Annotated in this window: 24 protein-coding genes; 11 read left to right on the top strand and 13 right to left on the bottom strand. The window is 59.5% G+C overall.

The window, feature by feature from the left end; genetic code table 11:
- Positions 1-223: 223 nt before the first annotated feature.
- Both I9182_RS13310 and I9182_RS13315 read left to right on the top strand, forming a co-directional pair.
- Positions 224-1,015, top strand: a complete 792-nt coding sequence (locus I9182_RS13310; RefSeq protein ID WP_209598577.1) for a formate/nitrite transporter family protein — start codon at positions 224-226, stop codon at positions 1,013-1,015.
- A gap of 111 nt (positions 1,016-1,126) precedes the next feature.
- Positions 1,127-1,834 (top strand): ORF6N domain-containing protein, encoded by a 708-nt coding sequence (locus I9182_RS13315; RefSeq protein WP_209507887.1) that lies wholly within the window; start codon positions 1,127-1,129, stop codon positions 1,832-1,834.
- Positions 1,835-1,855: 21 nt separating this feature from the next.
- On the opposite strand, the gene I9182_RS13320 is transcribed toward I9182_RS13315, so the two are convergent.
- The 6 genes from I9182_RS13320 to I9182_RS13345 form a co-directional block, all read right to left on the bottom strand.
- The gene (locus tag I9182_RS13320; RefSeq protein ID WP_209598578.1) at positions 1,856-2,284 is read right to left on the bottom strand and encodes an excalibur calcium-binding domain-containing protein; all 429 of its coding nucleotides are present in this window, start codon (positions 2,282-2,284) and stop codon (positions 1,856-1,858) included.
- Positions 2,285-2,416: 132 nt separating this feature from the next.
- On the bottom strand, positions 2,417-2,824 hold the full coding sequence (locus tag I9182_RS13325) for a universal stress protein (protein ID WP_209507891.1): 408 nt from the start codon (positions 2,822-2,824) through the stop codon (positions 2,417-2,419).
- A 64-nt stretch (positions 2,825-2,888) separates the two neighbouring features.
- Positions 2,889-3,215, bottom strand: coding sequence for an antibiotic biosynthesis monooxygenase family protein (locus I9182_RS13330; RefSeq protein ID WP_209507893.1), 327 nt, complete (start codon positions 3,213-3,215; stop codon positions 2,889-2,891).
- Positions 3,216-3,356: 141 nt separating this feature from the next.
- Positions 3,357-5,645 carry a glycosyl hydrolase family 28-related protein gene (locus I9182_RS13335; RefSeq protein ID WP_209598579.1) on the bottom strand — a complete coding sequence of 763 codons (2,289 nt, stop codon included), beginning with the start codon at positions 5,643-5,645 and terminating at the stop codon, positions 3,357-3,359.
- 138 nt (positions 5,646-5,783) lie between these two features.
- On the bottom strand, positions 5,784-6,185 hold the full coding sequence (locus I9182_RS13340; protein WP_209598580.1) for a DUF4864 domain-containing protein: 402 nt from the start codon (positions 6,183-6,185) through the stop codon (positions 5,784-5,786).
- Between the two features lie 48 nt (positions 6,186-6,233).
- Positions 6,234-7,808 carry a lysine--tRNA ligase gene (locus I9182_RS13345; protein ID WP_209507899.1) on the bottom strand — a complete coding sequence of 525 codons (1,575 nt, stop codon included), beginning with the start codon at positions 7,806-7,808 and terminating at the stop codon, positions 6,234-6,236.
- A gap of 388 nt (positions 7,809-8,196) precedes the next feature.
- Here I9182_RS13345 and I9182_RS13350 point away from each other — a divergent pair, with 388 nt between their 5' ends.
- The 3 genes from I9182_RS13350 to I9182_RS13360 all read left to right on the top strand — a co-directional run bounded on the left by I9182_RS13350 (position 8,197) and on the right by I9182_RS13360 (position 9,830).
- A complete protein-coding gene (locus tag I9182_RS13350; RefSeq protein WP_209598581.1) occupies positions 8,197-8,934 on the top strand; it encodes a class I SAM-dependent methyltransferase in 738 nt (245 codons plus the stop codon).
- Positions 8,931-9,305: an EamA family transporter gene (locus tag I9182_RS13355; RefSeq protein ID WP_209598582.1), complete on the top strand. Its 375-nt coding sequence runs from the start codon at positions 8,931-8,933 to the stop codon at positions 9,303-9,305. Before I9182_RS13350 ends, I9182_RS13355 begins: the two co-directional genes overlap by 4 nt.
- A 102-nt stretch (positions 9,306-9,407) precedes the next feature.
- Positions 9,408-9,830 carry a tellurite resistance TerB family protein gene (locus I9182_RS13360; protein WP_209598583.1) on the top strand — a complete coding sequence of 141 codons (423 nt, stop codon included), beginning with the start codon at positions 9,408-9,410 and terminating at the stop codon, positions 9,828-9,830.
- A 26-nt stretch (positions 9,831-9,856) separates the two neighbouring features.
- On the opposite strand, the gene dacB is transcribed toward I9182_RS13360, so the two are convergent.
- The 3 genes from dacB to I9182_RS13375 form a co-directional block, all read right to left on the bottom strand.
- Positions 9,857-11,335: a D-alanyl-D-alanine carboxypeptidase/D-alanyl-D-alanine-endopeptidase gene (gene dacB, locus I9182_RS13365; RefSeq protein WP_209598584.1), complete on the bottom strand. Its 1,479-nt coding sequence runs from the start codon at positions 11,333-11,335 to the stop codon at positions 9,857-9,859.
- A gap of 66 nt (positions 11,336-11,401) precedes the next feature.
- Positions 11,402-12,022, bottom strand: a complete 621-nt coding sequence (locus tag I9182_RS13370; protein WP_209598585.1) for a nicotinate-nucleotide adenylyltransferase — start codon at positions 12,020-12,022, stop codon at positions 11,402-11,404.
- 32 nt (positions 12,023-12,054) lie between these two features.
- Positions 12,055-12,522 (bottom strand): MOSC domain-containing protein, encoded by a 468-nt coding sequence (locus tag I9182_RS13375; RefSeq protein WP_348540402.1) that lies wholly within the window; start codon positions 12,520-12,522, stop codon positions 12,055-12,057.
- 140 nt (positions 12,523-12,662) lie between these two features.
- On the opposite strand from I9182_RS13375, the gene ettA reads away from it, so the two are divergent.
- Together ettA and I9182_RS13385 are read left to right on the top strand one after the other, a co-directional pair.
- Positions 12,663-14,330 (top strand): energy-dependent translational throttle protein EttA, encoded by a 1,668-nt coding sequence (ettA, locus tag I9182_RS13380; RefSeq protein WP_209507912.1) that lies wholly within the window; start codon positions 12,663-12,665, stop codon positions 14,328-14,330.
- 18 nt (positions 14,331-14,348) lie between these two features.
- A complete protein-coding gene (locus I9182_RS13385) occupies positions 14,349-15,203 on the top strand; it encodes a hypothetical protein (RefSeq protein ID WP_209598586.1) in 855 nt (284 codons plus the stop codon).
- Positions 15,204-15,387: 184 nt separating this feature from the next.
- Here I9182_RS13385 and I9182_RS13390 read toward each other — a convergent pair whose 3' ends face one another.
- On the bottom strand, positions 15,388-15,987 hold the full coding sequence (locus tag I9182_RS13390) for a transposase (protein WP_209598587.1): 600 nt from the start codon (positions 15,985-15,987) through the stop codon (positions 15,388-15,390).
- A 134-nt stretch (positions 15,988-16,121) separates the two neighbouring features.
- Complete coding sequence (locus I9182_RS13395) at positions 16,122-16,559, bottom strand: hypothetical protein (RefSeq protein ID WP_209598588.1); 438 nt, start codon at positions 16,557-16,559, stop codon at positions 16,122-16,124.
- A gap of 520 nt (positions 16,560-17,079) precedes the next feature.
- Here I9182_RS13395 and I9182_RS13400 point away from each other — a divergent pair.
- Entirely contained in the window at positions 17,080-17,286 is a 207-nt protein-coding gene (locus I9182_RS13400; RefSeq protein WP_209506380.1) for a cold-shock protein, read from the top strand.
- A gap of 168 nt (positions 17,287-17,454) precedes the next feature.
- Positions 17,455-18,009 carry a L,D-transpeptidase gene (locus I9182_RS13405; RefSeq protein WP_209506382.1) on the top strand — a complete coding sequence of 185 codons (555 nt, stop codon included), beginning with the start codon at positions 17,455-17,457 and terminating at the stop codon, positions 18,007-18,009.
- An 18-nt stretch (positions 18,010-18,027) separates the two neighbouring features.
- On the opposite strand, the gene I9182_RS13410 is transcribed toward I9182_RS13405, so the two are convergent.
- Positions 18,028-18,654 (bottom strand): arylesterase, encoded by a 627-nt coding sequence (locus I9182_RS13410; protein WP_209598762.1) that lies wholly within the window; start codon positions 18,652-18,654, stop codon positions 18,028-18,030.
- A 66-nt stretch (positions 18,655-18,720) separates the two neighbouring features.
- Between I9182_RS13410 and I9182_RS13415 the strand changes: the two genes are divergently transcribed.
- Both I9182_RS13415 and I9182_RS13420 read left to right on the top strand, forming a co-directional pair.
- On the top strand, positions 18,721-19,416 hold the full coding sequence (locus I9182_RS13415) for an ATP-binding cassette domain-containing protein (protein ID WP_209598589.1): 696 nt from the start codon (positions 18,721-18,723) through the stop codon (positions 19,414-19,416).
- A complete protein-coding gene (locus tag I9182_RS13420) occupies positions 19,413-21,941 on the top strand; it encodes an FtsX-like permease family protein (protein ID WP_209598590.1) in 2,529 nt (842 codons plus the stop codon). Before I9182_RS13415 ends, I9182_RS13420 begins: the two co-directional genes overlap by 4 nt.
- Before the next feature lie 2 nt (positions 21,942-21,943).
- Here the strand turns inward: I9182_RS13420 and I9182_RS13425 are convergent, their stop codons facing one another.
- Positions 21,944-22,390, bottom strand: coding sequence for an Rrf2 family transcriptional regulator (locus tag I9182_RS13425; RefSeq protein ID WP_209598591.1), 447 nt, complete (start codon positions 22,388-22,390; stop codon positions 21,944-21,946).
- Between the last annotated feature and the right edge of the window lie 28 nt (positions 22,391-22,418).

A 22,418-nucleotide genomic window follows, 5' to 3' on the forward strand; every position in this document is an offset into this window, starting at 1 on the left:
TAACACGGCCGGAACGGCCCCGCCGCGCGTACCCTAGCACGACGGCCCGAAATCTCGCATTGATACCGGCGATTTGCGCCGATTTTCAACCATACACCGCACTGCATCCGGGCGGCTGTCCCTTCAGGGTTGCAGCCTCGCCCCCAGTGCGGTTGTTTTTGCACCGATGGATGCTTGATCCCAATCAATGTCGAAACGCGAATGCGTCGGCAAAGTGGGTCCCATGCAAACACAGAATCCAACCGGCATAGACGCCTACAAACCCGCCCAGATCGCCGAGCTGGTTGAAACCGCAGGTGTGGCCAAGGCACATCTCACGGTCGGCCAAACTCTGACTCTGGCGATACTCGCGGGTGTGTTCATCGGCTTCGGCGGGGCCGCCTTCACCATGGTCATGACCGGTGTTGACCCGGGGTTTGGACCGGCCCGGTTTCTGGGTGGGGTCGTGTTCTCGCTGGGCCTGATCCTTGTGATCGTCGGCGGGGCCGAGCTGTTCACCGGTAACGCCCTGATGACCATCGCGGCGGTGGACGGGAAAATCTCGCCGCGCGCCCTGCTGCGCAACTGGAGCCTCGTGTACCTTGGGAATTTGGTCGGGTCTATCGCGCTGGCTCTGGCCTTCGCTGCAACCGGCTTGCTGGACGGGCCCATGGGGGCCACCGCATCAGCAATCGCAAATGGCAAGGCCGACCTCTCGGCCACCCAGGCGTTTGCGCGCGGCGTTCTGTGCAACGCGTTGGTCTGCCTTGCCGTCTGGCTGAGCTTCGCGGCCAGAACAGCAGCGGGCAAGATCATGGCGGTACTCTGGCCCATAGCGGCGTTTGTCCTCTTGGGGCTCGAACATTCGGTCGCCAACATGTACCTGCTGCCGCAGGGCGCGCTTGCCGGTGCCGATTTCGGTTTGGGCGCGGCCATGGGCAACCTGTTCTGGGTCACGATCGGCAATATTGTCGGCGGCGCAGGCGGCGTCGCGCTTGCCTATCGCTTTGCCTATCTGCGCAAGAAACCCCAATGAACACGCCGACCATTTGATCGGGGACGCGGCAAACCCCGGCATTTCAAACTTGCACCCCGCTCCACCCTCCTCCACGTTTGAAATCACAAGTTGTGATTCCAAACGGCTGCCATGACGAACCCGAAAAACCTGCCCAGCGCGCATGAGGTGCAAAGCGCCATTCACAGGGTGCGCGGCACCCGTGTGGTGCTGGCCGAGGATCTGGCGCAGTTCTACGGAAAATCCGTCAGTGCGTTTAATCAGGCGGTGTCGCGCAACACCGACCTGTTCGAGGGCTACCGCTTTCAGTTGACCGATGCCGAGGTCGCTGATTTGCAATCACAGAATGTGATTTCAAAACCCAAAGGCCGCGGCGGGCGGCGGGTCAATCCGTGGGTCTATACCGATTACGGCGTGGCCATCGCCTCGGCTCTGTTCAAGGACCCGCGCGCGATCAAGATCACGCGGATGATCACCGAAGCCTTTGTCGATGGCGCGAACGCTCTGGCCGAGGTTCCACGCAACCTGCCGGAAATCCTGCCGCCCGAGGATGCACCCACCCCGCTGCTGCCCAATGGCGACCAACTGCGCGAACTGGCCGAAAACATCCTCGATTCCGGCCAGCAGAGCCTTGTCGATTATATCGCCAACCCCACCACCAAGCGCCAACAGGCCGTGGCGGTGATCATGAAGACGCTGGCCGAAACCGCCGGGGAAGAGGTCCGCACTCAACAGGAACGCCTGCGCCTGCGTATCGCCGAACGGCTGGCCACCGGCGATTATGCCAGTGACGACGATCGCAAAGGGTTGTTGGAATTGCTACAGGCGATGAAAGGCTAGCCCCTTCCCGCCCCCCGAAAATCAGGGGCGCACGAACTTGGCGCTTCCCACCGACCGTTCGCGCGGCTTTGGCTGGTCCTGCGCCTGCACGGTGGTCGCGCGTGGCAACTCCAGCTCGGCATACCCGCAGGCCACCCCGTCACCATCCGGGTCGTTGCGCTCATGATATCCCGGCTGCCCTGCGCGGAATGGACCGATCCCCATGGCCTGTGTCGCATCACACCCCGCCAGCGCGATAAGATGGATCACCGCCTCGTCCCGCTCATAGCCCGAGGTGCGCAGAAAGACGCCCGTGGCAATCAGCGCGGTCGTCAGCGGCAGCAGCAGAACCATGATCAGTATCCGCAGCGGGGACAGCGCCTGCCGCCGCGCCGCCTCGGCGCGCTGGTGTCGTCTGGCCGAGCGCGGGTTCAGATCAGGTGCTTCCTGCGAGGGTTTCTTGAACAACATGCCCCGACCCATAAGGGCAATATGTGGCAAAGCCGAGGCAACACAGTTCCACCGGGTTCAAAAAATCTGGCCCGGCCCAAAACCACCGCCCGCACAGGCACAATTTTGCTTACTGCCGGTGATGTCCGACCGTTACCGGACCACATGTACCGCGCAAGGGGCGTGGCGTACGATATGGGACGCGGTTGACCCCAACAGCAGATCCTGCATCCCCGGCCGGTGCGAGGCCACGATGATCAGGTCCGGGTGATGCGCCTCGGCCCAGTCCAGAATGGTCCGGCCGGAATGCCCTTCGACCACCACGCCCGTGGCATTCGGCAATTGCGACGCCAGCGTGTCAAGCTCTGACTGAATCGCCTTTCGGGCCTCGGACAGATATTCCGCCGGCATGTACGAGATTGCATAATTCGGAATATGCTCAACCACATGCAGCAATGTGACCTGCGCGTCAGGTGTGGCCAGAACCCGGGCCAGTTTCAACGGCCCGGACGTATCTCTTTCAGCATCGAAAGAGATCGGAACGAGAATGTTGTGATACATAGCATGCGCCTCCGTTTTGCAGACTTACTTTGAAACAGACATGCACCGCAGGCTTTGATTCAGGTCAGGTAGAGCCAAATGTCTCTGCAACGTCATACATGACCGGCTCAAAGCTCTTGCACAGCTCGTTGATCTTGCGGTTGCGGTCGCGCATCTCGGGGGTCCGCAGCATGGCCAGGAAATCCTCGCGGCGTTGCCATTGCGAATAGTTGGCGATCCGGGTTTGCGCATCATTCACATGAAGCCCGGCAGAAACAAAGCCGGGCTGCTTCGAAATGAACTCGGAATAGGCGTCGGTCAGCGCTTCCAAAAGGTCCTGACAGGTGCCGGGCGTCATTTCAAACGTGGTGATAACTGTCTGAACACTGGCGTTTTTGGCGATTTTCGGCATCGGGATTCTCCATTTCTTTCCCCAAGCCTAGCACATCAGATTGAAACGTCGCCTATTTCCTTGCCGATGCGCCAATCGGCGCTTTTCTGCGCCCGTTTGTCAGGCGGCTGGCCACCCCGGAATGGGCGGCCAGCCGCTATTTCAACGCTCCATTCGCATCGTGACCGAGACTTCGCCTTTCAGGTGATCCGGCCAGCGCAGAATAAGACTGTCGCCACTGACCCCCTGTTCGGTCAGAACATGAGGGGCCGAATAGACAAGGTTGTTGAACACCCCGGTCAGCGACCCGATGGCAGTGACCCCGTCGCAGCCGCGCGCCTTGCCGCCAAATGGCAATTCCCCGTTTGCCGAAACCGCCCAGATATTCGCAACCGAGTTCTGCTGGCTGCGGACGCGCAGCGGGTTCGAGGATCTCTTGCCAATCCCGTGATAGGTATTGTTGTGGTAGGTCACGTTCGAATGCCTGTTATTGTCCAGATCGGCAAAAGACGTATCGACCCGTTCCGCCCGCTCAATCGAACCGCTGGTGGCGCGGAACTTGTTGCCAGTTACCGTCACGCCATTCAGGTAATGGCCAGCGCCATAGGGGCGGATGATGATATAACTGAACCAGGCCGGTGCATCGCTTGAGAAAAAGATATTGTCCGTGATGCTCATCGAACTGAACGAGAATCCACTGGTATAGGTGGGTGCCGCATCGCGTTCATTGGTCCATTCTATAAAGCAGTTGTCGACATAGTTCTCGGCAATGGTCGAGGTGTTGTAGGTGCCGATCATGATCAGCCCTGCGGTGCGGACCCCTTGCGGGATGCCATCGCCCTGGAAGAAATGGTTGCCCAGAACCAAGTTGGTACCGCCGCCCAGAACGGCAAAATGCTTGAACCGCACCGCCCGATTGTGACGCAGCTTCACGTCGTTCGAGTTGGTGTTCAGCCCGATGGAATTCCGGTCCGTCACGTCAAGCGCTTCTTCTGAGGACAAGAACTGGCAATTGTCGATCAGCAGCCCCTTGCACCCCGTCGCGGTCGAGGTCAGTCCCCGATCCTTCGGGCGACTGATAAAACAGTCCTTCAACGAAAATGTGCTGCCCGAGGCCGCCAGACGAATGCCGCTGCACCGGCTGTTGCACTGAAACTCGATCTGTTCCATGCCGAATTTCCGCAACGTATCGAAACCGCTGAAATCCAGCAGGTATTTGAACGACTGAAAGGTAAAGGTCTGGGTACCGGCGGCGTCATAGATGGGCGCACTCAGGGTTATCTCACCGGCACCTATGTTCTTCGAGCGCACATAAACCTCACGCCCGACACCACTGCCCTCAACCAGCGATCCTACCGGAATATTGGCCACATTGGCGACATTGGTCAGGCGTGTCTTGTCCGACGGGTCATAGGTAGCGACAGAGGTGAAGGTTTCGGTGTCCCAGGCGGCACCGCTTTTGACATCGAACTGCCCGTTACGGATCACGCGCCGCGTGGAAAAGCCGCTTTGCTTGTTGGGAACCGCAGCGGCCATGTCGATCGGCGCGGAAACGGAAATCTTGCGCCCGCCCAGATCCAGCGAGTCATGATCCGAATTGTTCAGCAGAGCCTGAAACGCCTTCTTGAAGGCCAGCTCCTCATCTCCAAACGCCTCAATATATGCGGGCAGATGGAAATCCTTGGTCAGCAACAGCATCTTGTCATCCGGCATGGTGACGGTGCCTTCGAATTCAATTTCCGCATCGATGCTGGTGTTCTCCGCAAGGTGATAGCTGCCTTGCGGAACAAAGACCCGGCGGCCACCGGCGGCCTGATCCGCCGCCTCAAACGCAACCGAGTCATCCGTCACACCGTCACCAACGGCACCAAAGTCGCGCACATCGACCAGGCTGATCATCTCGCGCAGAAAGAACCCGGTGACATCGGTGATCTCAAGATCATCGACGCGCACCAGCGCGCCGTTGGCCCCTTCGATATCCAGGCCGAAATGCCCGTAAAGGGCGGCCAGCCCCCAGGACATGTCCACGCCCGGGCGCTGGCCGGTTCCGACAATCGCGGTGATCTCGTGAACCGTGCCATAGCCCGACAGCTGGGTGGCCGGACCCTGCTCCACAACACCGGCCACATGCGCATCGCCCGCGCCACCGGCCCAGGCTGCGATGCGCACCGACGGCAACGGTCCACTGATCGCCTTGACCCGGGCTTTGATCTGCAAATAGCAACCGGGCAGGATCGGCGTCTGCCCCATGTAACGCAAGTGCTGCGTTGTGTTGACCTTCAGGATCTCAAGACAACCGGCAAAATCCGCATCCGCCGGAACAAATACCCCGGTGCCGGACCCGCCATATGTGGGCGATCCGGGCGTTCCGTCCCCCGCAGACCAGACGGTCAGACCATTCGCGAATTGAGGCGGCATGAACACGATGCCGTCGGTGATTGCCTTGTTCATTGAAAACCCTTTCCCAATCGCGCCGCGCATATCCGGCGACGCGTTCAAACCCCGTGTTCAGGTCCGCCCCGAACGCGACAGTCTGGATATCGAAAAGGAATTAACCACGGCTCATCTCACCGTGACGGTGGTGTTGCCTCAGGCCGCAGGGTCGGCGGCACCCAACAGTTGCACCCCGTTGATCTTCCAGCCTTCCGTCAGCGGGATCATCTGATAGTCCAGAAGATGCACCCGCCCGTTACCGTCCGTAATCATCACCTTCTGCCACAGCGCGCCATCGACCTCGCGCAGTTCCAGAAAACGCACGTCGGCAGGACGCCAGACCATGGGATAGCCATTGCGCACCATCGCGCCGAAATTGTCGGGGTTTCGGAACAGACGCTGGATGTTGGGGCTGGCAAAGGTGAAAGCGGTGGCAAAGTCATCCGCCCGGAAGGCCTGTATCTGTGCCGCGATATTGGCCTCGATCTCGGCACTCTGCGCAAATGCGCCCGACGCCAGCCCGGCGCTCAGGGATAATGCAAGCAGTAGTCGACGCATGGGGCCACCTCCTGTTCCAAGGATAGCCCCATGCCGGTTCAGGTCAAATCAGACCAGCTCTCCGGCCAGTGCCTTGTCGATCAGCGCGATGGTCTCGGGCACGCCGTAAAGCGCGATAAAACCCCCGAAACGCGGCCCTTGCGAGGCCCCCAGCAGCACCTCGTACAGCGCCGAGAACCACCCTTTCATCGGATCAAACCGCTCGCGGCCGATGGCATAGACCACCGATTGCAACGCCTCATCCTCGGTCGGGCCATCATATGCCTCAAGCGCCGCCTTCAGCGCTTCCAGCGCCTCGCGCTCCTGATCCGTCGGCGCGCGATGCTTGCGCGTCGGCTTGACGAAATCGTTGAAGTACCGCACGGCGAAACCGGCCGCCTTGTCCAGATCGGGGTGGCTCTCTGCCGTTGCCTCGGGCGCATAGCGGCGGATAAAGCCCCACAGCGCCTCTTTGTCTTCGGCACCGGAAACCGATGCCAAATTCAGCAGCATTGCAAAGGGTACGATCAGGGTCGATTCAGGCACTTCGCCGCCGTGGATATGCCAGACCGGGTTGTTCAACTGCGCCTTCAGGTCCTGCCCCGGATAGGCGCGCAGCTGCTGATGATACTCATCATAGGCTTTCGGGATCACGTCGAAATGCATCCGCTTGGCCGTCTTGGGCTTTTGGTACATGAAATAAGCCAGCGACTCGGTCGGCGCATATGTCAGCCATTCGTCAATCGAGACACCATTGCCCGACGATTTCGAAATCTTCTGTCCGTTCTCGTCCAGAAACAGCTCATAGCTGAAATGCTCGGGCGCGCGGCCACCCAAGGCCCGGCAGATCCCGTCATAGATTTTTTCGTTGGTCGCGTGTTCCTTGCCGTACATCTCGAAATCAACGCCCAGTGCCGCCCAGCGCGCCCCGAAATCCGGCTTCCATTGCAGCTTCACGTTGCCGCCGGTGACGGGAACGGTCCATTCCTTGCCGTCTTCATCATCGAAGGTGACGGTATAGGTCTCGGCGCAGACCTTTTTCATCGGCACATACAGAACCCGCCCGGTTTCCGGGTGGATCGGCAGGAAGATCGAATAGGTCTGCTGGCGTTCTTCCCGCAGGCTTTTCAGCATGATGGCCATCACGTCGTCATATTTCTCGACGGCACGCTTCAGGATCTCGTCGAACTGGCCCGAGCGATAGAAATCACGCGCCGAATAGAACTCATATTCGAACCCGAAGGTATCAAGGAACCGGCGCAGCATCGCGTTGTTATGCTCGCCAAAGCTGTCATACTCGCCAAACGGATCAGGAACCGAGGTCAGCGGGCGCTGCAAATGCTCTTCCAACGCCTCGGGGTTCGGCACGTTGCTGGGAACCTTGCGCATCCCGTCCAGATCGTCCGAAAAACAGATCAGCTTGGTCGGGATATCCGACAGCGCCTCAAAGGCGCGCTTGACCATCGTGGTCCGCGCCACCTCGCCGAACGTGCCGATATGCGGCAGGCCCGACGGGCCGTATCCGGTTTCAAACAGCACATACCCCTTTTCCGGAGAACCTTTCTGATAGCGTTTGAGCAACCGGCGTGCCTCTTCAAAGGGCCAGGCCTTGGACGACATCGCGGTTTCGCGCAGTTCAGACATTTCAATGTGCTCCATTGGGGAAACGGTCGCGGCTGCACCACGCAACCCGACCGGCCCCTCCTATTGTGCCAGTGCAGCATGAGTCAATAAAGCACCGGTGTTTTCACCGCCCGGAACCCTGGAAAACCGCCTTGTCACGGGGTTTTGCCGCTAATTGACTGTTCTGCCCGCCCTCAGCCTCTGATCCACGCCCCCTGCGTCCACCATCCCGCACCGGTTTTTCCATCCGCAGGCCTTACTCCAGCCACACTCATGGGGTGGGTTTGGCGCGCGAAACATAAAAGACACGGGCGACAGGCTTTGACCTGATCCGGATATTTCGCGTGTTTGCACTGCGGTGCTACGATGGAAAGACGCCGGGAAACCTCCCCGGACCAAAGGAAACGAGATGCGACGCGAAACCACCAACCTGATCCGCTTTGTGCTCGAGGATATCGTCCCGCCGATCCTGCGCGACAGCGCCGCCTTTCACTGGCTGGCGCGCCGTGTCTGGGGGGAACACATTACCCGGCTGGCGGCGTTCCGCGAACGCGCACCTTTTCTGACAGACGAAGAATACGAAATGCTCTACCGGGAACACCCGCGCGTACATGACGGAACCGACAATTCCGACGCCTGCATCGACCGGATCGCCAGCGACATTGTTGGCGACAGCATCTGCGATGTCGGCTGCGGCACCGGGGCCCTGCTTCAACGCATCCGCGCCTTGCGCCCGGATATCACGGCCATGACCGGTGTCGATTTCGTTGTCGATGACGCTGAAGCCATCGAAAACATCAAATATGTTGCCGCCCGGATCGAGGACCTGCCTTTTGAGGACAACAGTTTCGACACAGTCATCTGCACCCATGTGATCGAACATCTGCTGGATTACCGCCGCGCCATCGCTGAATTGCGCCGGGTCGCGCGCAAGCGGGTCATCATCGTGGTCCCGCGCGAACGGGAATATCGCTACAGCTTCAACCCGCATTTCAATTTCTTTCCCTACACCCACAGCTTTCTGCGCGCCGTGCATCCCAGCCCCAGGTTTCACACCTGCGAGGATATCGGGCGTGACATCTATTACTGCGAGGATCGCCCGGCCGAGGAACCCACCGAAAAGCCCCTCAAGGATCAGGCTGCATGAGCGCAACCGCACCCACAGCGCTGATCTGGACCGGGCTGCTTCTGACACCTGTCATGATTTCGGTCGGACAGGTGCTGTTCAAACTTGCCGGCGGGCGGATCGACGGCCGCACCGCGACCGGGGCGATGGGGGTGTTGCAGACCCTGCTCGACCCTTTCCTGCTCGTCGCGCTGGCGATTTACGGCACGGCGACGATACTCTGGATCTACGTCCTCAGGCATGTGCCGCTGTCGCAGGCCTATCCTTTCATGGCCCTCAGTTTCGTACTGGTCCCCCTCGCCTCGTGGCTGTTCTTCGGTGAAACGCTGGGGCTGCGCTATTGGATCGGGGCGGGCCTTTTGCTCAGCGGTATGGCGATAATGAACACCTGACCGGTTCAACCTGCCGCACAGTTGGGTCAAAACAAGATGTTGAACCTGCCCTGCCCCCCTTCTATCCTGCGCCATTGACGAACCCCAAGCAGGATGCCCCGAATGACCGAGCAAGTTCCCCACCCGATGTCCCCACAGGATTGCCTTGTGGCGATCATGGTTGCGATCTCGGCCTCCGACGAAACCATCCGAACCGCCGAGTTGGTCAAGATCGAGGTCGCCGTGAACATGTTGCCGGTCTTCGCCGGGTACGACATCGACCGGATGCGCCACGTGTCGCAGGTCGTGTTTGACTTGTTCGAACAGGAAGACGGGCTGGATGCGCTGTTTGGCCTGATCCGGGACAACCTGCCCGAACGCCTGAACGAAACGGCCTATGCTCTGGCCTGTGACGTCGCCGCCGCTGACGGAACGCTGGCCGAATCCGAACTGCGCCTGCTGGAAGAAATCCGGTACGAGCTGGACATCGACCGCCTGCACGCGGCCGCGATCGAGCGCGGGGCTAGGGCGCGCCATACTGTCTGACGCCTGCTTCAGGCCGGTTTCAGGTTTCAGCTTCCGTAAAGTGACCCCCAGCGCTCCAACAAGGCGCGCTGCAATTTCCGTGATCTGCTGTTCCAGCTGCGTGCGCCGTCCGGGCGTTCACGCTGCGCGCGTGGGATCGTTGCGCGATGGTCCACATCAGCGGTAAATATCGCGAATGCCAGATCGACCCCGTCCGCAGTTGTCAGGAACCCGCCCAACCCGGATACAAAGTTCAATGTTCCCGTCTTGGCATCAACCTTGATCGGGTGGTTCTTGACGGGCCGCCCGTTCCGGTCGGTCAGTGCAAAAGGTTTCATCAGGGGCCGCAACATCCCCGACTTCTGTGTTGCAACAAGGGCCGCAACCAAATCCGCCGGTACCATGCGCGAGGCATCGCTCAGACCAGAATGATCAACCATGGCGATCCCGGTCACGCCGAAACGACTGGCCGCCCACCGGTTCATCTCGGCCGCTGATTCCGCCAGGGTGTGCGGGTCAACACCGCGCGCCCTGGTTGCGGCCAGCCCGACCATCTCGGCCGTCAGGTTGGTCGAGTATTTCAGCATCCCGCGCAGGATATGATCCAATCTGTCGCTGCGATGCACAACAAGGTCGACACCCTGCACGCTCTGGCGTGTCACCTGAACACGCTTCAAAACGATTCCGTTCGACCGCGCCAAGGTGCGAAACACATCGCCCGCGTACAAAGCGGGCTTGCGCACCGGCAACCAGCGGGCCCCGCCATTGCCCAACGCGCCCTTGGCCACGGTCCAGCGATCCTGCCGCGCGCTTGCCTGATAGGTATAGATCGGCAGGCTGCGATCCTCGACCCGCATGGCCGAGACATCCACCGCAGGCACATAACGCGCGCTGCGGGCATCCATGGTTATGTCATAGCCACTCCCTGCGCGTTTCCATTCGAAATGGACACGATTGAAGTTCATGGAAATGCCGCTGACGGCCGGGCTATAGCCCACATGATCCGGCTGTTCGGGATCGATGCTGAACACATAAGGCAACGCCCCGTCATAAACCCTGAACGCGCCGCGCACTTCGATAATCCCGGCCTCGCGCAAATTGGCCGCCATCGAGGCCAGCGCATCCGTATCCAGCAGCGGGTCGCCGCCCCCAACCAGAATCAAATCGCCGTGCAGAACGCCCTTCTCGATCCGGCCATCCGCCACCAGGCGAGTTTCGAACCGGTGTTCCGGCCCCAGAACATCCAGCGCATAAAGCGCGGTCATTGCCTTTCCAACGCTGGCCGGGGGCAGACTTGCGCCCTCGCCAAACACTTCCAGTTGCGCCCCGGTCGCCACATCCGCAACCGCAAACACAACTTCGCCTTTCAGGCCTGCTGCGGCCACCAATCGCTCGGCACCGCTTAATATGACCCCGCGCGCCTGCGGCCTCAGCGATACAAGCGGTGCCTGCGCAAGGCCCGCTGCCGGGATCAGGGACGCCCCTAATCCCCCCAGAAACAAACGACGTGAAAAACGACCAGCCATAGCCGAATTAAAATCCCACAGATCAAAAGCACACAACCACTGTGTTTGATTATGCGCCCGTTGGGGCTATTCCGGCAACACTTCTGCGCCCCATTCGCCGCGCGTCCGGAGTTCGGTCGAACTGACATCGATCATCGGCACGTTCACGAAACACCACGCCGGGGCCTGCGCCTGCCCCAGAAGATGCCGCGCCTGCCCGTTGATCCGGTACTTCGCATAAACCCGCGCCGCAGGCGACATCCGGGCCGAGATCCGCTCGCCCGGCCGCGCCACCACGCCCACCGGCACTGTGTCCATGATCAGCCGCCAGTCTTTCCAGCGATGAAACTGCGCCAGATTATCCGCGCCCATCAGCCAGACAAACCGCACCTGCGGGTAAAGCCGCCTGAGCGCTGTCAGAGTGTCCGCCGTCGCCCGCGTTCCGACCAGCGCCTCGATATCTGTCACATCCACTTTCGGATGCCGCATCACCTGCCGCGCCGCCGCCATTCGCCGCGCAATCGGCGCAGGCCCCCGCTCTTTCAACGGATTGCCGGGTGACACCAGCCACCACACCCGATCCAGACCAAAGGCCTTCATCGCCTCACGCGTTACATGCACATGGCCCCGATGCGGCGGATCGAATGACCCGCCGAACAGCCCAACGACCTGCCCAGGCCGCGCGTATGGGATGTCGTATCGCTCCATACCCAGCTGATGTTCAGAACCGGGCCGCGTTGTCAATCAATCGGTTGCACGGCGTCGCCCAGCGCAACCCGCCCCGGCCTGACAACTTCGGCACACCATCCCCCATGCCCCCGCACGGCAGAATAGCCGCCCTTGCCCAGCGCCTCTTCCATCCGGCTGCACGGCGCGCAGATCACGGTAAAGCGCAAAACAGCCTCGCCCACCTGCACCTCGCGCCCCTTGAGCGCGGCAAGATTGATCCCCGAAACCACCAGATTGCGCCGCAGGGTTTCCGGGGCCACGGGTCCCCGCCCCAGATAAGACCCAATCGCCACCAGATGCTCCTGTTGGATCAAAGAAACCGCCCGCTTGCCCGCACGGCCCCGGTCACCTTCCAGCCCATCGGCCGAGACCACCGCCTCCCTCACCACCTCCACCCCAACCCGCCGCTCGGGCCGGACGCCTATCCATTCGACACGTCCTGGCTGCGCCCAGCCTGATATCAGTTCCGCCAGTTCCACTACTTCATGCCCCTCATACAGCCCGGCAAACCTAGCCCATGCAGATACGGGACGAAATTCACAAAACCACCAGCTTGCCCCGCCCGCCCCGCTCGGATATCCAGCGTTTCAACCCAATTTCCCGACCCAGAGGACGCGACATGGCCGCCTATCAATATGTCTACCACATGCAGGGTGTCTCCAAGACCTATCCCGGTGGCAAGAAGTGCTTTGAAAACATCCACCTCAGCTTTCTGCCCGGCGTGAAAATCGGTGTTGTCGGCGTCAACGGCGCCGGTAAATCGACGCTGATGAAGATCATGGCCGGCCTCGACACTGACTTCACAGGTGAGGCATGGGCCGCCCAAGGTGCCAAGGTCGGTTACCTGCCGCAGGAACCGCAGCTGGATGAATCGCTCACCGTCCGTGAAAACGTGATGCTGGGCGTCGCGGCGAAAAAGGCCAAAGTTGATCGCTTCAACGAGATCGCCATGGAGATCGCCGAGAATTACTCGGACGAGCTGATGGAGGAAATGACCACCCTGCAGGACGCGATCGACGCGGAAAACCTCTGGGACCTCGACAGCCAGATCGACGTGTCGATGGAGGCGCTGCGCTGCCCGCCGGACGATGCCAACATCGCCAACCTTTCGGGGGGTGAGAAACGCCGCGTGGCGCTCTGCAAGCTGCTGCTCGAAGCGCCCGACATGCTGCTCCTGGACGAACCGACCAACCACCTGGACGCCGAAACCATCGCATGGCTGCAACAGCACCTGATCGACTACAAGGGCACCATCCTGATCGTCACCCACGACCGTTACTTCCTGGATGATATCACTGGCTGGATTCTCGAACTCGACCGCGGCCGCGGCATTCCGTACGAAGGCAACTATTCCGCATGGCTGGAACAAAAGGCCAAACGGCTCGAGCAGGAAGCCCGCGAGGACAAGTCCAAGCAGAAAACCTTGCAGCGCGAACTGGAATGGATGCGTCAGGGCCAGAAGGCCCGTCAGGCCAAATCCAAGGCCCGGATCAACGCCTATAACGAGCTGGCCGAACAGTCCGAACGCGAAAAGCTGACCCGTGCCCAGATCGTCATCCCCAACGGCCAGCGCCTTGGCGGCAAGGTGATCGAGGTCGAGGGCCTGTCGAAACACATGGGCGACAAGCAACTGATCGAAGGGCTGGACTTCGCCCTGCCCCCCGGCGGCATCGTCGGCGTCATCGGCCCCAACGGTGCCGGTAAATCGACCCTGTTCAAAATGCTGACCGGTCAGGAACAGCCCGACAGCGGCACCATCACGCTGGGCGACACGGTCGAGCTGTCTTATGTCGACCAGTCCCGCGACGACCTGAAAGACAACGACACCGTGTGGGAGGCGATCACCGGCGGCGCCGAGATCATCCAACTGGGCGACGCGCAGGTCAATTCCCGCGCCTATTGCTCGTCCTTCAACTTCAAGGGCGGCGACCAGCAGAAAAAGGTCTCGTTGCTATCTGGCGGTGAGCGCAACCGCGTCCACATGGCCCGCCTGCTGAAAGAGGGCGGCAACGTCCTGCTGCTGGACGAACCCACCAACGACCTCGACGTCGAAACCCTGCGCGCACTGGAAGACGCGCTGGTCGATTTCGCCGGCTGCGCCGTCGTCATCTCACACGATCGCTTCTTCCTCGACCGGATTTGCACGCATATTCTGGCCTTCGAAGGCGACGCGCATGTGGAGTGGTTCGAGGGCAACTTCGAGGATTACGAAGAGGACAAAAAACGGCGGTTGGGGCCTGATGCGCTGGAGCCAAAGCGGTTGAAGCATAAGAAGTTCGCGCGGTGATTGCAGGAAAAGCCGAACATGGATTGGTACGAAGTAAGTAAATTCAAGGACGAACTTAGACTTGTTCGCCAATTCTTGTTTGAGGCTGCGTCCAGACAGGAGGAACTAGATTTGTTTGGGCTTTCCGCGTTCAAACGGATAGACAATTTTGAAGAGGCTCAAGATATCCTCAGAATTCTTGAAAGCAAACTGTACTCGCTCGAAAGAACGACTAAGTTCGTGGCACCTGAATTTCACGACAGGCTTTCTGCGCTTATTTCGGAAAGCCCATTAATCAAACAAGGTACGGAATTTGCACTGTCGCTAGAGCTCCAAGATCAAAAGAAACAAACTGCCCGATTGGTTCCGGCTTTACACAAGCTCGGCAATACACTTCGCAGAGCATACGGAATAAGTTTGTACAAAAAGCAATTTGCTGATAGCGGCGAAATACCGTTGCGACGGATGCTGACGGACCTCGACAGGTTGCTACCGCTGGTTTCTGACATCGCCGATCTCTATTTTCAGCGAACCTCTGATGACAATGAGATTTTCGAACCCTCAAGAGTAAATCCAGAAGATGTCAGAGTATTTATCGATAAGGCAATAATTCAAATTAGTGCTGAACAGGGAATAGACCAAGGTACTCGTGATAAACTAGTCGAATATCTGTCTGAAGCGAATGCAGAATTGGGTAAAAGCCAGCCTGCATGGAAAAGGGTTATCGGAGCTCTAATTATTACCTCAACAATCTTGGGTGGCCTAGCTGTTGCTCCTGAGGCTTTGAACAACGTGGAAGCCGCTGTGAGATACATTTTGGGCACATCAATCCAGCTCCACCAAAACGAGCATGAACCGGAACGTAATTTTCTTCCTCCTGCTATCGATACATAGCAAACGTAAGATGAGCACTCGCTCCCTTCACGCCAACTGGTAGGCCGGGCTTCAGCCCGGCACCCCTCAACACACCCACACCTTTACCAGCATCCGCCGATGGATTGCCTCAAAACCCTTCAATCGCCTTAAGGGGAATGGTGGATGCCGGGCTGAAGCCCGGCCTACGGGGGTGTTCTTTGTATCACGGCTCTCCGAATGCGCCGTCCGTCACACCACCAACCCATTCCGGATCAACCCGGCCTGCGCGGATATCACGATGGATCGACGAATATGGCCAATCGGTCGGGCGGGCCACCAACCCGTGCTTGACCGGGTTCCCCCAACAATAGGCCATATGATTACGATAATCCCGTTCGTCCCGAATGGTATGCTCCCAAAACCGACGCTGCCAAACCGCCCCTTCGCGTTTGTTGGCCCGTAGGCCGGGCTTCAGCCCGGCATATCTGCCAAAGGTCACAACGGGCAGAACTGTCGGTATCGGTGCCGGGCTGAAGCCCGGCCTACGGTTTGCCTTGTTCACGCGCATGGTAAACCGAGCTTTGATCGCACCCCACCGCGTGGAATAATCCGCATCCCCCGGCGGCAAGGACCACACCGCGTGCAGGTGATCGGGCAACACCACAAACGCATCACACCAAAACGGACGCTCCCGCTGCGCTTCGGCAAAAGCCGCGCGCAGATGTGCGACCTCGCGGATCAACAGGTCTGACGACCGGTCGGCCAGCGAAACCGTAAAGAAATATCTGGCTCCGGGAATGCGGACGCGGCGATAGTCACTCATGCGCGCAAGGTGGCGCAGGTATGACTACCAAGTGGTTAACACGCACCTTTTCAGGCAACCATCGCAGGTCGGCAGGCCCACCAACCTTCGGCGTCACATATCACAGCATTCAAGGATGATTGCAGGTGCAGCGCTTACCCGGATCGGTTGCCGCGCAGCCGTCCGACGCCGAACAGCCCCGTCAGCGCCCCAACCAGCAGCAGCCAACTGGCCGGAAGCGGCACGGCCGAGACGTTCACGTCCACCGGCGTTTCTTCTGACCCGGGCTCATTGCACCACAGCTCGCAGAACTCGGGCCCTGATTCTTCCACGACCTCCGTCCGTTCAGCCAGAATCTCGGGCAAACGCTTGGGTCCTCCAAGCTCGACAAGACGACGACGTCTTTCATTACGGCGCGGATTCTCTTTCGCGAAGACCGGTGCCTTCATCTCGTGTTCAAACTCGAGCATGTTGTAGAATTTGAGCCCGCCTTCACGCGCGCCCGGCATCGAACCCTCTGTCCCATATGGAACAGTCAAGGCCTGCGCGGCTCCGGCCCAGCACAACAAGGTTATCGTACAGACAACTTTCATATCCGCCCCCACAGCTGCCAAATAGTATAGCACCGGATAGCGAAATTTCCAAACATAGTGATTAATGAATAAAAACCGTCAGTTGTGAGAAGACCCCCCGCACAACCGGCCAGAATGACACTGGTCCTGACCACGTGCCTGCAACCAAAAAAGTGTCACTCTCCCGCGCAGGTATGGCACGCGGTGACCGCTCCGCATGGCCGACCGGAAAAGTGTGGGTCCGGGTTTTTCACTACCGTCGCGTATCAACAGACAGGGTGATCAAAGCACCCGGGATGCCATCAAACGGCGTCAAACCCGTCAGCGGATTCTTGTACAAATTGGGCTTTCTGCCCTCTGACCCCTGTACAATCCGTACAAACCACTCTTGCCACAGGCTTACCTCAATGCCATATGCAAGGTGCTAACGTTTTTCTATTTCGACCTACTGTCTCCTTCTACGGCGCTCAGTCTATCGATCCAGACCTACGACGCCAGGCTGCCGCAACTCCGTGGGCAGCACCAAACAGGAGACACGGATATGCCAGCAGGCACCGTAAAATGGTTCAACACCACCAAAGGCTACGGCTTTATCGCGCCCGAAGATGGCGGCAAGGACATCTTCGTCCACATCTCGTCCGTCGAACGCTCGGGCCTCACCGGTCTGGCCGACAACCAGAAAGTCACGTACGAACTGCGTTCGGGTCGTGACGGCCGCGAAAGCGCAGACAACATCCAGCTTGCATAAGCTCTTGAAAGGGTGAGGGAAATCCCTCACCCTTTTGTTCAACCGCTACCGATTTGGTGGCTGTTTGATCACATCACGGATACGTGATGCTTGCCCCAGAATTGACCAAATAACATATCATGATGAAACTGGCTCTTAGGTTTCATTGGTCAATTGATGAGGGTTTCGATGTTTACACGCAGAGTTTTTCTGGCCGGAACAGCGGCCACGCTGCTGCCGGGCATTGCCAGCGCCAAGAAAGCGGTCGAGTATGATCCGACACCGCAATTCGTGCGCATCAAAAAGCAGTTCCTGCCCGGACAGCTGCTGGTCGCCCCCCGTTCATTCTATCTTTACTATGTCACCGAACCACGCAAAGCGATCCGCTATGGCTGCGGCGTCGGCAAGGCTGGTCTGGAATTCACCGGCACCGCTACCATTGATGTGAAAAAGGAATGGCCGACCTGGCGCCCGACCCAAGAGATGATCCAGCGCGATCCGGTGGCCTATGCAAAATTCAAGGACAATGACTATGTGCAGCCGGGAGGTGGGGATAATCCCCTCGGCGCGCGTGCGATGTATTTGTTCCAGAACGGTGTCGATACCTATTTCCGAATCCACGGCACGACACAGCCACAAACCATAGGCAGGGCGGTGTCAAACGGGTGCATTCGGATGCTGAATGAACATGTAATCGATCTGTATAACCGGGTCCCCATCGGAACGGTTGTTACGGTCGTCTGATCGCTATCACGGGGATGGCTAACCTTCCCCGCCCGCCTGCGTCACGAGTTGCAACACGGACGGACCCATTGCGTCGACGATCTTCGCCACCCCTGCCGCATTTGGATGAATGCCGTCCGATTGCATGTATTGCGATACGGCTGCGGGATCATCCTCCGCTGCAAGCCCCTCGAAGAAACTACTGAAAAACAGAACTTCAAACTCCTGCGCCAGTGCGGGGTACATGCCATCGAACGCCTGCTTGTATTCAGCTCCGTAGTTGCCCGGCGCCTGCATTCCGATCAACAAAACACGAACCTGCGCTTTTCGTGCAACCTCAAGGATCTTGCGCAGATTGGCTTGCGAAACAGCAGGATCGATCCCGCGCAACACGTCGTTCCCGCCTAAGGCAACAATCATTCCGTCCACATCGGGTGTCAGGGTCCATTCCACCCGCGCGGCACCCCCCGCCGTTGTATCGCCCGAGACACCGGCGTTGATAACGCGAACTTCTGCGCCCTGCGCCTGCAACCAACGGTCAAGCTGGGGAACAAACCCATTCTCTTCCACCAACCCGTAGCCCTGTGTCAGCGAGTCCCCAAGGGCTGCAATCGCCACCTGATCGGCTGTGGCCGCAAAACCGCAGAACACAAATGGGCTTGTCATCAAAACCTTGCGCAATACGGTGATCACTCCATATCCCAAAAAACCGCTCCTTTGTCGGGAAGACCCATGACGCCTGCTGTTCTCGCTCTTCAAAATGCCGCTTTATCGCTGGATGGCAATGCCGGGCGGGTCGATATTTTGCATGACATTACGTTGAACGTGAACAGGGGGGAAACGCTGGGGCTGATCGGGCCATCGGGGTCGGGAAAATCGTCATTGTTGATGCTGATGGGTGGATTGGAACAGGCAACAAGCGGTCAAATCTTGGCCTTGGATCAGAATTTGACAAGCATGGACGAGGACGCCATGGCGCGGTTTCGGCGCGACAACATGGGCGTCGTGTTTCAGAATTTCCACCTGATCCCGACGATGACTGCGCTGGAAAACGTGGCGACACCGCTGGAACTGGCAGGGCACAAAGATGCGTTTCACCGGGCTGAGACTGAACTGAATGCCGTGGGATTATCGCATCGCCGCGATCATTACCCAGCACAGTTGTCGGGTGGCGAGCAGCAACGAGTTGCCCTGGCGCGCGCATCGGCACCACGCCCCAAGATCTTGCTGGCGGACGAACCGACCGGGAATCTGGATGAGACAAACGGTGCCGCGATCGTTGATCTGCTGTTCGGGCTTCGGCGTAAATATGAAGCGACGCTGGTTCTTGTGACACACAGCCGTTCACTGGCTGAACGATGTGACCGGGTGATCCGGCTGCGCGACGGCAGGATTGCCGACGAGACCCGGCAGGAGGCCGCAGAATGAGCCTTCGGCTAGCCGCGCGGCTGGCCCGTCGAGAGCTGCGCGGGGGCCTGCGCGGGTTTCGCATCTTTCTGGCTTGTCTGGCCTTGGGCGTCGCAGCCATCGCAGCCGTCGGATCGGTGCGTCAGGCGATTCAGGCCGGGCTGACCCGCGAAAGCGCATCCCTGCTGGGCGGCGATGCCGAGCTTGAGTTCACCTATCGTTTTGCCACTGAGGTTGAACGCAGCTGGATGCAACAGGCATCCGAGCAGGTGTCCGAGATTGTCGATTTCCGCTCGATGGCGGTTGTACCCCGCGACACCGGGCCGGAGCGTGCTCTGACCCAGGTCAAATCTGTGGATAAGGCTTACCCGCTGGTCGGATCGGTTAAGCTGGAGCCGGATATCACGCTGAGCGACGCCCTGAATGGCAGGGCCGGATTGCCCGGTGCCGTTATGGAACCCGTTCTGATCGACCGGCTTGGTTTGTCGGTCGGTGATCACTTCGCGCTAGGCACGCAAGAGTTCATTCTGATGGCCGCACTTCGGAATGAACCCGACAGCGCCGCGGCTGGTTTTGCCTTGGGGCCACGTACAATGGTGCGTACCGAAGCCATGCAGGCATCTGGCCTGCTGGAACCCGGAACGCTTTTTTCGACCAGGTACCGGCTGACCTTGCCCCAAGACGCGAACCTGTCGGAGGTAGCCGCACATGCCAGCGCGGCACTTGAGGGCTCGGGGATGCGCTGGAGCGACGCGCGCAACGGCGCGCCGGGCATATCGGAATTCGTCAACCGCCTGAGTGCCTTTCTGGTCCTTGTCGGGTTGTCGGGGCTTGCCGTCGGTGGCATCGGTGTGTCCGCCGCCGTGCGGGCCTATCTGAGCCAGAGAACGGAAACCATTGCGACATTGCGGACATTGGGCGCGGATCGCTCCACCATTTTTCAAACTTACATGATTCAGATCGGGGTGCTGTCCCTGACTGGCATTGTAATTGGACTGCTACTGGGTGGGGTGGCTCCGCTTTTGCTGGCGCCGCTGCTGGAATACCGGTTGCCGGTTCCGGCGGTGTTCTCGCTCTATCCGCGACCGCTGATCGAGGCCGCACTTTATGGCCTGCTGACAGCGTTTCTGTTCACACTCTGGCCGCTGGCCAGAACCGAAGATGTGCGCGCCGCAACTCTGTTTCGCGATGCACTGAGTGCGGCTCGTCCCATCCCACGCGCGATTTATGTCGTGGCAACCGGGATTGGATTGGCGTCCCTGATCGTGATTGCGTCCTGGTTCAGCGGCTCTACTCGCCTAACCCTGTGGACCAGTGGCGGACTTGCGGGCGCACTGATCTTGTTGGCGCTCGCAGCCTATGCCATTCGCAATCTGGCGCGGGTCGGAACACCTTTGGCGCGGGGCCGCCCTGCCCTGCGATGGGCCTTGTCCGCCATCTCTGATCCGCGTGAAGGCGCGGGGTCGGTGGTTTTGTCGCTTGGCCTGGGTTTGTCAGTGCTGGCGGCGGTTGGGCAGATTGACGGAACGCTGCGCAATGCGATCTCCGGCAATCTGCCGGAAGTGGCGCCTTCATACTTCTTTGTCGATATTCAAAAAGACCAGATGCCCGGTTTTACCGAACGGCTGCAAACCGATCCTGCTGTCAGCCGCATTGAAAGCGCACCAATGCTGCGGGGCATCATCACCCAGATAAACGGCCGCCCCGCTCGTGAGGTGGCCGGTGACCATTGGGTACTGGAGGGAGATCGCGGCGTCACCTATTCAGCCCGACCCCCGGCAAATGCACGGGTGACAGCGGGGGAATGGTGGGCCGAGGATTATTCTGGCGCACCACAGATCAGCTTTGCAGCCGAAGAAGCCGAAGAGATGGGTCTGAAACTCGGCGATCAGATAACTGTCAACATCCTGGGGCGGGATATCACCGCAGAGCTGACCTCAACCCGAGAGGTGGATTTTTCCACAGCGGGTATGGGTTTTGTCATGTCGATGAACCCGTCGGCGCTGGCGGGCGCACCACACAGCTTTATTGCGACGGCATATGCAGAAGAACAGGCCGAGGCCGCCATTCTGCGAGATCTTGCGGGCCAGTTCCCCAACATCACGGCCATCCGTGTGCGCGACGCCATTGACCGTGTTTCGGGCCTATTGGCAGGGATCGCCGCTGCTACCTCGTATGGCGCGGGCGTGTCTTTGTTGACCGGATTTCTGGTTCTGATCGGTGCGGCAGCAGCCGGTGAACCCGCTCGCAGATACGAGGCGGCAATCCTCAAGACGCTGGGGGCTGACCGTGGCCGCATCCTGCGCAGTTTTGGACTGCGCTCGGTCCTGCTGGGTGCCGCGGCGGGTTGCGTCGCCTTGCTGGTTGGCATCCTGGGCGGCTGGGCTGTGGCCACCTATATCTTCGACACAGGTTTTACCGTGATCTGGTCTTCGGCCATTGGCATTGTTCTGGCCGGTGTCGGCGTCACGCTCTGCGCAGGATTTGCCTTCGCACTGCGCCCTCTCTCTGCCCGGCCAGCCCGAATTTTGCGGGCCAGCGACTAAGATCAGCGTATGCAGGCCACGGGCTGCAACAGCTTCAGCAACGGGTCGTTGTCACAAACCAGCGCATCCAACGACACTTCGTCCAGAGATGCATAAAAAACTTCCGCCGCATCCTGCAACGCCAGCCGCAGCCTACAGGCATCGGTCAAAGGACAGGTGTTATCCGCATCCGCAAAACACTCGGCGATGGGCAAGGCCCCTTCTACGTGCCTGAACACCGCGCCGATCCGGATTTGGCTTGCTGGACGTGCCAACGACATACCGCCGTTGCGGCCGCGCTGAGTGCTCAGGTAATTCAACTGGCTTAACTGGTTGATCACCTGAGCCAGATGGTTTTCCGAGATGTTGCAGACTTCGGCAATCTCGGCTTTGGTGACCAGCCGGTCCGGGTGTGCAGCACAATACATCAACAGGCGCACAGCGATATTCGTCCGTTTGGTAATCCGCATGAGGGCCTCCCTGAAAACAAGATGAAGC

Source organism: Ruegeria sp. HKCCSP351, from assembly GCF_017872535.1.
GTDB lineage: Bacteria > Pseudomonadota > Alphaproteobacteria > Rhodobacterales > Rhodobacteraceae > Ruegeria.